This is a genomic window from Paenibacillus glacialis (genome assembly GCF_001637205.1).
GTDB lineage: Bacteria > Bacillota > Bacilli > Paenibacillales > Paenibacillaceae > Paenibacillus_AQ > Paenibacillus_AQ glacialis.
This window is the reverse complement of record NZ_LVJH01000001.1, coordinates 71,262-83,983: the sequence shown is the minus strand read 5'-3', so window position 1 is coordinate 83,983 and position 12,722 is coordinate 71,262. Positions and strand designations below refer to the sequence as shown.

The following is a 12,722-nucleotide window of genomic DNA, read 5'->3' as shown; positions in this document are numbered from 1 at the left end:
AGTGGGCGGCATCTTCAGCCTAGTTCTGTGTCCTCTGAACATATTGAAGATAATTCGGTCACCCTTTCGCATCTGAGCGATGAGTTGAAATCTGGACAATGGCTTCCTAAAGGTAGTATTGATGGGGATAAATTGCAATCTGCTTCACTAGCTACCTCCCACTTTCAAAGCGGTGTCGTAGACAGTGATATCTTGAAGGAACAGGCCGTAAGCTCGGATAAAATTCAGCCGGGAGCGATTCAATCAGAGCATTTATCGAAAGACATTGTACAAAGTGAGCATCTCAGTAATGGATCAGTTACAGCAAATCATCTTCAGACTCAAGCGATTTATTCGCATCATCTTCAACCAGAGCTGATAACGGAATCTCATCTGCAAGCGGGATTGATCCATTCTAAACATCTTCAGGAAGGTGTCATTCTTTCTCATCATATTCAAGAGCAACTCATTAGTGGGCGGCATCTTCAGCCTGGTTCTGTGTCCTCTGAACATATTGAAGATAATTCGGTCACCTGTGATCATATTCAGGATGAAGCGGTGTATGGTCCCAAAATTGCTGCTCAAGGAATCTATGGTGAGCATTTGGCAATAAATTCGGTAGACAGTAAACATCTTGTGCCTGGAGCTGTAGGAACAGAATCTTTAGCCGATAATAGTATCAATCATGAGAAGTTAGCCGATGGAGCGGTGCAAGGTGCCAAATTGGCGGACAATACCGTGTCCTTGGCACATTTAGCATTTGCTCCAGTAATCAGTAGTATAGGTGCTCCGTCGATGCAGCAGTTTGGAATGACCGCTTTCGTATTCACAGGTGATGAGAGTAGTGTAGAGGTTGATGTGCGGTTCGATCAAGCATTCGACAGTATCCATTATGTTATTGTTGCGATGTGTAGTCATCCCTTCTTCTATGCGGCACTGAAGTCTCAGCAAGAGGACTCGTCAGTTATTGAAGTCGTACGTAATCAAGGTAGCCGCCATAAGTATGGTTTTGTTTCGTGGATCGCCGTAGGTCCGTCTATCTAAGATTCTTCATATAAATGATTAAGCACGGGAAATATGACTCCGTGCTTTTTTTTGCGATCCTCATGTGGGTATTGTTACTAGCTAATTGCACATATGCCGTTACCATACGCGGAGGTAGAAACATAAAATGTGAAGAGAACAGCATAAATATTGCTACCATTTCATGTTGGAGGAGGAAATTGGCCATGCAGAGAAGGCTCCGGTCCAAGACAAGGCATCGGCCTCAGGCAACAATTAAAATTAAACCAGTGGTCATTAGAAATCATAAGTTGCCAGTGGTATCTGTCATTATACCAGCTCTGAACGAGCAAAGAAGGATAGAAGCAGTCATACGTGAAGCGGCTCGTGTTCATCCGAGTACGGAAGTTATAGTTGTAGCCAATGGCTCCACAGATGGTACAGACAGGATAGCTACTAGACTTGGAGCTATCGTCATTCATGGAGAAGATCCATTAGGGCATGATGTGGGACGATTTGTTGGAGCCCAAGCGGCAAAGGGGAAGGTGCTTTTATTTATTGATGGAGATATGGTTATTCCATCATTCCAACTTGCACCGTTTGTTAGGGCAGTATTATCTGGTGTGGATTTCGCACTGAATGATTATAGAGGACCTATTCATCATATACCGGTGCATCGTGTGATATTGTCCAAGCACGTATTAAATGTTATGTTGGGGCGCTCTGATCTAAAAGGAGCCTCACTTACGACTGTTCCTCATGCAATTAGTCGAAGAGCACTAAAGGAGATAGGTGCAGAGTCTTTGGCTATTCCTCCACTTGCTCACACTATAGCGATATCCAAGGGATTGAAAGTTAAGCCAGTTCATTCTATACAGGTCGGGAAATTAAATCCTCGTCGCGTAAAAAAGAATAATGTTGATCCTTTAGAAGCGATGATAACAGGAGATCATCTGGAAGCCATCAACTGGTTGATGAAACAGAAGGGACCTCGTGCAGGGTACTCGGATCTACAACGTAAGCGGGATAAGGTGAGGTGAGAGATGAGAAGGAAACGAATTGCTGTCAAAACACGTATCAAGTTGAGAAGAAGAACGAGATATATTAAACGCCCTTGGCATCAACGCATTAGTAAAGCGCAACCGGAAAATAACCTTCGTATGAAGGAGGAAATGAGTGAATTAACACATTCTGCATCAGTAGTGATATCGGTGTGTAACGAAGATAAGACCATAGGGCAAGTATTACAGGAGCTGGAAAAGCTACCTATTTCCCAAATCGTGGTTGTGTTAAATGGCTGTACAGATCAGAGCTTTCAGGTAGCAAGAAGAAGCTCGAAGGCAATGGTTATTCACTATCCTGATCGAATAGGTCATGATGTCGGGCGGGCAGCAGGAACGAAATTGACGAATACGGATATCGTTCTTTATATGGATGGGGATATAGTCATTAGTGCAAGTGAACTCATGCCGTTCTTGATCGCTGTAGATCAGGGGGTAGACGTTGCATTAAACGATATTTCTGCTTGGGTCCCTCCCTTTTACCGGCAGGATAGTGTAACACGGTGTAAAAGTTTCCTTAATCGAGTATTAAATAGAGATGATTTGCAGGCAAACTCACTAACAGCTGTACCCCATGCATTATCTCGTCGCGCCATTCAAATGGTAGGGGTAACGTCATTGATCGTTCCTCCGAAGGCTCAGGCATTAGCTATTATGAAAGGACTTAAGGTAGCTTGCGTCCACCGAGTTGATGTGGTGAATCATAATCGTGTGAGAGCTAGAAATATAGGTCTGGATAATGACGTTACTCAACTCATTATGGGGGATCATATAGAAGCATTAAGTGCGGTCATGGAAATGACGGGTACGAGGCTTCAATTGCCAAACGAGTCAAGATCTCAACTTGCGAAGCGGAGGAATCTAATATGAGCGTTACTAGTATTATAATTCCAACGTTTGATGGATTACCTTTGTTAATTTCTTGTGTAGAATCTATCCGCTTATATACAGATTTACCCTACGAAATTATTGTAGTTGATAACGGATCGAGTGATGGTACGCTTGAGTATTGTCTAAATGAGAAGATTCTATTCATATCTCTTCCTAATAATACAGGCTTTCCGATTGCGTGTAATCTGGGTATGTCAGCCGCGAGTGGAGACCAGATTCTTTTGCTGAACAATGATGTGATTGTATCACAAGGATGGCTGAATAATATGCTCAATGCTTTGTACAGTGAAGAAGAAATCGGGATTGTAGGTCCGGTAACTAGAAATATGAGCGGGATACAAAAAGTGGCGTGTGACTATGAAGATATGCAACAATTCCACCAATTAGCGAGCCAATGGAACATCCCAGATTGTTCAAAATGGCAAGTTGTGGAGCGAATTGTTGGGTTATGTTTCTTGTTCCGAAGGGAACTCATGGATAGGATTGGCATGCTGGATGAACGCTTTTCTCCAGGACACTTTGAAGATGATGATTACTGCTTTCGTGCACGCTCACATGGATATAAGTTATTAATATGTGGTGATGTTCTTGTTCATCATGAGGGAAGTGCTAGCTTTAAGAAAAGATATCCAGAAGGATGGCACGATCTGATCATAAGGAACCATCAACTATTTATCGATAAGTGGCAAGTCGATCCTTATGATTTTTTATTGCCTAATAAAGAAGAAGATGGAACGTAAAAGATCTCATATTATTTAAAATTCAGGAACCGTCTCAAGACCTCAGCATATGCTATAGCAAGCATGCGCTAGGAGGTGCATTATAATGAGGATGATTAAGAAAAAGGTACAGTCCAGATCGAAAAGAACATATGCCCCATGTAAAGTAAGCACGAGGGCGTTGAAATTAAAGAAGTATAAAGCATGGAACGCTCGATATTATCGAGTATTCGGATCAACTAGAAGAAAACAACAGACGTTACTTAGTAAGAAAAAACGCCATGCCCCAACACCTAAGATTGCTGCAATTCCAGTAGTACCTGTGCAGACAACGACTACTGAGATTGGTAAGGGTTTATCAAATAGTAAAAGTTACGATGAAGCATATAATAAAGGTTTTAATACTGGATTTGCCCAAGGATTTGCCCAAGGATTCGAAGATGGTAACCAGTTAGGATATAAATCTCAATAGCGCTTTTTGTGATAAGCTGCATTCGTGCAGCTTTTTTGATATACAGATTGTCAATCCAAGTGCGACAGAGCTTGATAATCTGTCATATGTATTAAAAAGGACAAGTGCCGTTGTGGTTTTTAGAATAGATACAAAACCTTTCCAGCATAGCTCTGAACAGTAACGAGCATTCTATATGATGTTAACATTAGATTTTTACATCATAAGGAGGCGTTAGAATGCGAGCAAAAACAGTTAGTTTGTCCTTACTATCGGCAACACTTCTTTTGGGAATGACCGTTACTGGATTAACAGGGTGTGGGATGACGAAAAAAACAAACGATACAGTACGTACAAAAAGTGTGAAGTATAATACAAATCATATGATTGACGGTGTCAATCGATACGGTACGAGATCTGTGAATGACGGTGTCAATCGATACGGTACGAGATCTGTGAATGATGGTCTCCATACACGTAGTAATACCACTATGGGAAATCTAAGGCACAGCAAAGAAATATCAGATAAAATCGTTAAATTGAAAGAGGTTAACTCAGCAAATGTCATGTTAACGGACCACAACGCTTATGTTGCTGTATCGATAAATGACCATAATACTTTGCGTGGCACATCAACGAACTTGAATCGGACAAGAGGTACTGGGATAAGTAATTTGGGTAATGACGGAAACATGATGGGCGTTGGAGCACCATCAATATCAGATAGAGGGTCTAATGTGAGAAATCAAACGGGTGGTAATTACCCAGCAAATATAAACAATGGATATGGAACAGTTGGGACCCATAGCAATGGTTTAATGCGCGGGTTAACGACTACTTCCCCTAAATCAGGTAGTAATGTCGTGAGGGATGAGGATCAGTATATGACTCAAGAAGTGAAGGATAAAATTGCCGATCTTGTTAAGAAGAGTGATCCTAGCGTAAAGAATGTTTACGTATCAGCGAACCCAGACTTTGTGGATCGCGTTGGTAATTTTGTAACAGATGTGTCCAATGGTCATCCAATTAGTGGTGCAGCAGAAGAATTTCAAGTGTTGGTTAATCGGATTTTTCCGACTGCATCAGGGAACCATGTGAATAATGCACCTGTAAACAATGTAAACAACATGAGTCGCTAAAACATAATAAGATGAAGGAAATGAAATGCCAAGAATCCTGAGATCATGAATCAGGTGCCTTGGCATTTTTCTATTGCTTCCTGAACATGATTCTATCGAATTCAAATGTGAGATGATGATAGATTAACAATTGAATAAGCCTATTTTTATGTATACAAAGCACCATTACCCCATGCTATTCATAGAATGAGTTGACTGTATCCCTTTACCTTGTTATACCATAAAAAACCCGAGCAAGGAGGGGTGACACCATTGAAGGGAAACGAGCACAATAGCAAATTTTTGTTGACCCACCGTGAACGTGAAGTTTTTGAACTGCTCGTTCAGGACAAAACGACACGCGACATCGCCGGGCTTTTATTTATAAGCGAAAAAACGGTGCGTAACCACATCTCCAATGTCATGCAAAAACTCAATGTCAAAGGCCGTTCGCAAGCTGTAGTTGAGTTAATTAAGCAAGGCGAACTCATTATTTGAATCATGCCTTCAAAAAAGCACCCTCGACCTTCTGCCTGTGTCTTCTTTCGATTTGGAAGGCATAGAGGGAAGGTTTTTTTGTGGTATTGTGGTACCTAAATCGTCAAATTACTTTAAATTAAAATATACAAAATATAACGTTTAGTGTAAAATGGCATTACTTACGCTTCATAGATAAGACATCTAGGGACGACATCTTCTTGCTTGTGAATAAATGCGCAAAGATACAATTGAGAAGCGTAAAAAGATTTATTAGATTGTAATAGACATAATATGGAGGCTAGCGAGAGTTATGGAGAGAAGACAGACGAAAAGGTTTTTGATGTTATTTATGCTGGTGGTTCTTATCAGCGCACTTGGTGTTGGCTGCAGTAAGACTTCGAAAGAGGCAGAAGGTGTATCTTCATTAACGCTGGGCTTGTTACCTTCAATTGATGCCATTCCGTTCATGATTGCTCATGAACAGGGTTTTGATAAGAAACACGGAGTGAATCTGGATATTCAGACGTTCAAGAGCGCAAAAGACCGTGATGTGGCATTTCAAGCGAACAAGCTGGACGGAATCAGCGCCGATCTAATTGCCATTGCCATTTATAATGAGGCAGGACTGGATGTTAAAGTGACCAGTACAACCTTCGGCGAGTTTGATTTATTAACAGGGAATGATGAAATAAAAGAAGTTAAGGATTTAAAGGGCAAGTCCGTTATTCTATCAAAGAATACATCTACGGAATATACGGTTGCTACAATGCTGAAAAAGGCGGGTTTGACTGAAGAAGATATTACTGTAACAGAAGTTCCGCAGATACCGACAAGATTAGAGTTGTTGAAAAACAATAAGGCGGACGCAGCTATTTTGCCTGAGCCTTTTGTCACAATGGGCAGATCAGCGGGTTTGCGCGTACTAAGCTCAACGAAGGATGCTGGAGTGAATCCGTTTGTTCTAGCTTTCCCGCAATCGATCATTGACACGAAGGAGAAAGCTATTCAGGCTATGTATGCGGCATATGATGAGGCAGTTACATATATGAAATCCCATGAACAATCGGAATACATTGATCTCATTATTAAAGAAGTAGGTTATCCTGAGACCCTGAAAGACGATATTATCGTGCCAGACTATCTTCCTTCGAATCAAGTGAACGTACAAGAGGTAGAAGCGGCTTTTACATGGGCGAGGGAAAAAGGATTACTCAGCAAAAATATATCGCCTGAAGAAGTGATCTCTGATGTCGCTTTCAAGAAATAGTGGGCTTAACATTAAGGATCTTACGGTTGCATATAAGGGAGGGCAATTGGCGCTGGAACGTGTCAATTTAACTGTACCAGAGCATAGCATTTACACCATTATCGGCCCTTCTGGTAGTGGGAAGTCAACGTTATTGCGTGCCATTGCTGGCTTAATAAAAGACTATCAAGGAGAAATCCTCTTTCAGGGATCATCCGTGCATACAAAAGAAACGTTGATCGGACTTGTACCACAAAGTTACGGACTTCTTCCGTGGAAAACGGTTCATTCTAACATACACATGGCGATGAAGATTAGTCATCCTGATAGAACTCAGAAACATAATCAAGAACAGACGATCCAACACTGGCTTGAAGCTATGGGTATTGAAGATTTAGCCAAACGCTACCCATTGTCACTCAGCGGTGGCCAGCAGCAGAGGGTGGCGATCGCCAGAGCCTTTGCACTTGTGCCAACGATCATGTTGTTGGATGAACCCTTTTCAGCATTAGATGCAGTCACACGTGAAACGATACAACGACTCTTTTTAGAGAATTGGAAAGCGAATCCGGCTACGACGTTATTTGTTACGCATGACGTAGAAGAAGCTATTCTACTCGGAGAAAAAATAATCGTAATACCTTCTGATAAGGGTAAATCGCCAGTCACTATCGATAATGATCATGTATTTCATATGAAACATGAGGACAAGCGTGATAGTGACGATTTCTTTCAACAGATGAAGAGGATTAGAAAGGTAATACAAGAACAATGGTGAACAAAAAGAAGAGACATCATTTGTTAAGGCTGTTACTCGTGTTTTTCAGTATGAATGTGGTTTGGTATATCGCTTACTTACTGATTAACCATACCATTCTTCCAAGCCCACTTGCTGTATATTCCGCTTTGATTCATTTGGAAGGCAAAGAGATCTGGCTTCATGTTTGTTACAGCCTGTTTCGTATTTTTGCGGGTGTATTATTGGCGTTAATGATTGGAATGTCCATTGGATTGATCATGGGTAGATCTCGTATCTGGAATAAGATTCTAGATCCAGTTGTCTATTTGACATATCCCATTCCCAAAATCGCCTTATTACCTGTAGTGATGCTATTTTTCGGACTTGGTGAGATATCCAAAATTCTGATGATCATGTTGATATTACTCTTTCAAGTCATTATATCTGTACGTGATGGAGTAAAGGCGATTCCAGACAACACATATGATGTCTTAACAAGTATTGGTGCAAGTACAACTCAGAAATTCTGGCATGTAACGTTACCTGGTGCGTTATCCGTAATCCTTAGTACGATTCGTATTTCACTCGGTACGGCTATATCCGTACTTTTTTTCACAGAAATTTATGGAACGGAACATGGCATGGGCTTCTTTATTATGGACGCATGGTTAAGGATGGATTATACAGAGATGTATGCTGGTATTATGCTGTTTAGTCTGGTCGGCTTTGTACTATTCCTATTGGTAGACTATCTCGATTACAAGTTCATGAAGTGGCGGAATTAATGGTTTATCGCGTAACACAAAAGGGATCGATTTCCGCGGGCTAATATCTAACCACGGAAATCGATCCCTTTTGTTTATTTCTGTAAATATTTAATGACCTAGTTGTTTATCAGCTTCAGCGATATTTTCATCACTTTTATCTTCATTCTTACTGCTCGTAAACCAACCAACAACTGCAATCAATATGAGAACAATATAGAATGTCGCTTTCCAAGCTGTACTATGGGCAAATGATTCAGGTAGTACACCGAGCGAAGGGTGAGCAAGTGTAATGATAGCTAACTTCACGCCTACCCAACCGACAATGACAAATGCGGCAATTTCTAGTCCAGGACGGGAATGTAGCAACTTAACGAAATAAGATGCTGCAAAACGCATAATGATTAATCCGATTAATCCACCTGCAAAGATGACAAGGAATTGTCCACCATCCAAGCCTCCAATATTTCGAATTCCACTTGGAGGTAATGCTACTGCAAGAGCTACTGCGGCAAGAATTGAATCAACGGCAAAAGCAACATCCGCTATTTCGACTTTGATTACTGTAATCCAAAATCCAGATTTCTTTTTCTCATTAGAGTTAGCTTCAATGGCGCCATCTGTTTTAGGTTTGGTGATGACCTTTCTAATGATATGATTCACAGCGATAAACAGTAAGTAAAGTGCTCCAATAGCTTGTACTTGCCAGATATCGACTAGGTATGAAATGATAAAGAGTGAGCCGAATCGAAGGACAAATGCCCCCATTAGTCCATAAAACAATGCTTTCTTTCTTTGCTCATCAGGTAGGTGTTTCACCATAATGGCCAGCACCAGTGCATTATCTGCTGCGAGAAGTCCTTCTAATCCTACGAGTACGAGAAGAACCCAACCGTATTCCAATATCAATCCAAAATCCATTTCTTCTCCCCCTTAGTGTCTTTATTATGTTTCAAAATACTATAAGAAAAACGTCAATTGACGTACTTTCAACGATGAACATTAAAAAAGACCTTTACCAAAAAGGTGAAATCCTTCTAAAAATAAAAGGTTTTCCCAAATTGGTAAAGGTCTCGCTAACAATTTCAAAATGACAATTGCCAATAAAGCCGGAGAACAATCTCTCGTATTGACGACTTTATCTAAACAGCTACTCCCCTTTACGGGTATATATATCGTTACCGTATATGTTAGAATAATATAGCAAAATCATATATTTTTTTAGGGTTATTGTCAATAGTGGCTAATAATTTAATGGGAAGAAGGTCATTATAAGTGAACATACCGGAAATAACGACTTGGGATCACGGAATTAGTCAAGTTAAAATATCGATGTCCTACCCGTTGCGATGGATGAACAGTTATGTGTTACACAGCGCATCCGGTGTGGTTATTATTGACCCAGGACCACACAATAGCGTAACGGAAGAAGAGTGGAAGAAAGCGCTCGAGCATTTAGGTTATACACTTGAGGATGTAAGTGGAATATTTGTGACTCATCATCATCCCGATCATTATGGATTGGCGGGTTGGTTTCAATCTCAGTGTGGCGCTCAGGTATACATGTCTCAAAGAGCCTATGATGAGTCTCTGCTTATGTGGGGAACTGATACCGATATCAATGTTAAATTAAAGTTATGGTTGCAACAGCATGGATTGCCTGATGAATTGGCAAGTCAGATTGAGCAACATTTACTTGATTTCATCCCTCAAGTTTCACCAATGCCTGATATTACAATAGTAGAAAAGGAAAGTCATCTGGGTTTGGGTGGTCTTTCTTGGTTAGTCATTGAGACTGGGGGACATGCACCAGGACATCTATCTTTATATAACGAAGAATTTGGTATTATGATGTGCGGTGATGCTGTATTACCCCAGATTTCACCGAACGTCAGCCTCATTCCGGGGAGTGATCCTGAACCGCTGTATAGCTTCATGAATGGTTTGATGAACCTTAAGCAATATGAGGTCAATCAAGTCTTTCCAGGGCATAGGCATCCCTTCTCTACGTTTCAGAAACGAATAGATGATCTACTTGCACATCACGAACAGCGGTTAATTGAAGTCGAGAAGCTTCTCATTCAATCTCCGCAAAATGGTTATGAGATTTGTACTACCCTATTTCCTAATAAACTGTCCCTTCACCAAATGAGGTTTGCTATGTGTGAAGCGCTGGCTCATCTACAGGAATTGGTGCGTCGTGGTAAAGTACAATCGTCAATTTCCATTTTGGATGGGGGCATCATTTTTACCACAACGTAAACTTCCAAGTTAACTTCGAAAAGTGGTGTGGGAGGTTTATTGTTGTTGACCAGACTAACTAGAGCTTTGCTAGCTCCCCTAACTTAATTGAGGGCAATGAAAAAGGATAGGTTTTTCTACAATTGTAGGAAAACCTATCCTTTTTGCTTCCAACGATTTTCAGTGCCCTCAGACATACTTGGTATCCTTATCGCATTCATCTGGGTCAGCGGCTTACTTATCTTTAGCTTTGGCAATATGTGTGATAGAGTTACTAATTTTACTATCATGAGCAATCCAATCATACTCTATATGACTAATGACAGCGAATATGGTGGATAAATGCTTGTCGACCTCGTTATCAATGGTCCAGTCGATGAAGCTGACCCGAAGCTGAAAGTATTCAAGCAATTGTTTAAGTTCGCTTTTACTCCACTCTCTGACATGTGCCGTATTTGTGGGGGGGCCTGTATGTTGATATCCATAAACGAGCTCGCGATCTGGCGTAGAAAGAATGCAGAACTTTGCATGTTTCATTAGTTGGGAAATATTCACTAACAAGGATGAGGGGTCCTTCAGGTGCTCAATGACATCAGCACATACAATCACAGAGGATTGCAATACAGATCTTTCTAGTTGAATGAGAGAGGGCTGCTCTAAATCCTGCTCAATCCATTGGCCAAAGGGGTATTCATGCTTGCAATAATCCAAATTTGATCCGTAATCGACACCAATAATTTGAAATTGAGGATGCCATTGTACTAGCTTAGTGGCGGTCCCACAGCCAATATCAATCATTGAATTGCACGAGAATTGACTACCTAAATATGAAGCGATTTGATATACCTGCGGCTGCCATATTACAGGATAATAATCGTAACAATATTGATTCTCTAATCGTTCTTCATAAGCTCTAGGAAGAAAAAAATCAACTGACTTCGCATTTCGTTCAAACGGTGTACTCACTCTAATTCATCTCCTTTTTATCAAATAAATCAATTAAAAATTAAATGGTATCACCAATATGAATATGTGGATCGAAAAAATAGGTGTGGACTTATTTCTGACAAAAAAGCTAGAACCTAGTTGGTTATCCAGTTCATTTCTGAATGATTGACATATTAATGTTATTAACTTGATAGTTGCAAAAAGATTGTCATGTCGTCAAGCATGTGGCTTATCTACCGTTGTTGCTTTAAAGCGAACCGCAAGATCAGGTTATTCATCCCTTTTAATTAGGAAGGTGTCCTTATGATTTGTTTCCTTATATTGGCTCATTACGCAGAGGACGTATTACAGGATCAAGTGAATAACATTCGTAGGCTAGTTCCGGGTTCTAAAGTGATTGTATACAACGGGGGACTCGATCCTGATTTCGGCAAAAACTGCTCAGTTGATGTTTGTCCTAAAAGCAGTTTTGTTCAAAAACCAAAGTTAGCGAGAGTACTCTACGATACGATGTGTTGGCTGGAAGAAATGGATGAAAACTATGATTATCTTGTCTACATTGATTCAGATATGCTGTTCATTAATGATGGATTCGAGGCTTATATTGAGAAACTGATGTTAAACCATGATTGCATAGCGCTTTATCTGCGGAAAATCGATGAGCTTGACCCTAATGCATGGTGGGGCCCAGCTCGTACGATGTGGCAGGAATGGGAACGCTGGAAAAGCTTCTTTGGAACTGATTATTTCATGGGTTGTCTGAACGCCATGCAGTTATTTCGGAAGTCAATCGTACAGAAGATGCTTTCATCGTTCAATTCCGATGAACTTGAAGAATTATTATTCCATACCGATGTATATGCGCTTGAGGAAATTGTTCACGTCACGTTAGCTGCTAGATGTGGGGCAAGATATCGGTCTTACCCCAAAGAATGTGAAGAGTATATGATCTTAGATCGTTCTTTAACTGTTGAAGATATCCAAGTTGCTATAACTAAAAAAGATGTCTATTTTGTTCATCCTATAAGTAGGGTTATAACCGATGAAGCAAGGGTTTGGATTAATCAAAACGTATAGAAAGGG

Annotated in this window: 14 protein-coding genes; 12 read left to right on the top strand and 2 right to left on the bottom strand. The window is 40.6% G+C overall.

What is annotated here, in order from left to right:
- From PGLA_RS00400 to PGLA_RS00350, 10 genes are all read left to right on the top strand, one after another.
- Positions 1–1,023: WIAG-tail domain (locus PGLA_RS00400; RefSeq protein WP_145939445.1), on the top strand; the 1,023-nt coding region annotated here is incomplete at its 5' end.
- Between the two features lie 185 nt (positions 1,024–1,208).
- Positions 1,209–2,021, top strand: coding sequence for a glycosyltransferase family 2 protein (locus tag PGLA_RS00390; RefSeq protein ID WP_084410625.1), 813 nt, complete (start codon positions 1,209–1,211; stop codon positions 2,019–2,021).
- Between the two features lie 3 nt (positions 2,022–2,024).
- The gene (locus PGLA_RS00385) at positions 2,025–2,912 is read left to right on the top strand and encodes a glycosyltransferase family 2 protein (protein ID WP_084410623.1); all 888 of its coding nucleotides are present in this window, start codon (positions 2,025–2,027) and stop codon (positions 2,910–2,912) included.
- Entirely contained in the window at positions 2,909–3,673 is a 765-nt protein-coding gene (locus tag PGLA_RS00380) for a glycosyltransferase family 2 protein (protein ID WP_068527182.1), read from the top strand. Before PGLA_RS00385 ends, PGLA_RS00380 begins: the two co-directional genes overlap by 4 nt.
- An 85-nt stretch (positions 3,674–3,758) precedes the next feature.
- Entirely contained in the window at positions 3,759–4,124 is a 366-nt protein-coding gene (locus PGLA_RS00375; protein ID WP_068527181.1) for a hypothetical protein, read from the top strand.
- Positions 4,125–4,342: 218 nt separating this feature from the next.
- A complete protein-coding gene (locus PGLA_RS00370; protein ID WP_068527179.1) occupies positions 4,343–5,242 on the top strand; it encodes a YhcN/YlaJ family sporulation lipoprotein in 900 nt (299 codons plus the stop codon).
- Positions 5,243–5,494: 252 nt separating this feature from the next.
- Positions 5,495–5,719 (top strand): helix-turn-helix domain-containing protein, encoded by a 225-nt coding sequence (locus tag PGLA_RS00365; RefSeq protein ID WP_068527177.1) that lies wholly within the window; start codon positions 5,495–5,497, stop codon positions 5,717–5,719.
- A gap of 292 nt (positions 5,720–6,011) precedes the next feature.
- Entirely contained in the window at positions 6,012–6,968 is a 957-nt protein-coding gene (locus tag PGLA_RS00360; RefSeq protein ID WP_068527175.1) for an ABC transporter substrate-binding protein, read from the top strand.
- A complete protein-coding gene (locus tag PGLA_RS00355; protein ID WP_068527173.1) occupies positions 6,949–7,725 on the top strand; it encodes an ABC transporter ATP-binding protein in 777 nt (258 codons plus the stop codon). The genes PGLA_RS00360 and PGLA_RS00355 overlap by 20 nt, the downstream gene beginning before the upstream one ends.
- Positions 7,719–8,471: an ABC transporter permease gene (locus PGLA_RS00350; protein ID WP_068527171.1), complete on the top strand. Its 753-nt coding sequence runs from the start codon at positions 7,719–7,721 to the stop codon at positions 8,469–8,471. The genes PGLA_RS00355 and PGLA_RS00350 overlap by 7 nt, the downstream gene beginning before the upstream one ends.
- A gap of 90 nt (positions 8,472–8,561) precedes the next feature.
- Here PGLA_RS00350 and PGLA_RS00345 read toward each other — a convergent pair whose 3' ends face one another.
- Positions 8,562–9,371 carry a TerC family protein gene (locus tag PGLA_RS00345; protein WP_068527170.1) on the bottom strand — a complete coding sequence of 270 codons (810 nt, stop codon included), beginning with the start codon at positions 9,369–9,371 and terminating at the stop codon, positions 8,562–8,564.
- Between the two features lie 354 nt (positions 9,372–9,725).
- Here PGLA_RS00345 and PGLA_RS00340 point away from each other — a divergent pair, with 354 nt between their 5' ends.
- Positions 9,726–10,712, top strand: coding sequence for an MBL fold metallo-hydrolase (locus PGLA_RS00340; RefSeq protein WP_245699639.1), 987 nt, complete (start codon positions 9,726–9,728; stop codon positions 10,710–10,712).
- Between the two features lie 213 nt (positions 10,713–10,925).
- Here PGLA_RS00340 and PGLA_RS00335 read toward each other — a convergent pair whose 3' ends face one another.
- Positions 10,926–11,657 carry a methyltransferase domain-containing protein gene (locus tag PGLA_RS00335; RefSeq protein WP_068527168.1) on the bottom strand — a complete coding sequence of 244 codons (732 nt, stop codon included), beginning with the start codon at positions 11,655–11,657 and terminating at the stop codon, positions 10,926–10,928.
- A 285-nt stretch (positions 11,658–11,942) separates the two neighbouring features.
- On the opposite strand from PGLA_RS00335, the gene PGLA_RS00330 reads away from it, so the two are divergent.
- Positions 11,943–12,716 carry a hypothetical protein gene (locus tag PGLA_RS00330; protein WP_068527166.1) on the top strand — a complete coding sequence of 258 codons (774 nt, stop codon included), beginning with the start codon at positions 11,943–11,945 and terminating at the stop codon, positions 12,714–12,716.
- Positions 12,717–12,722 lie beyond the last annotated feature (6 nt).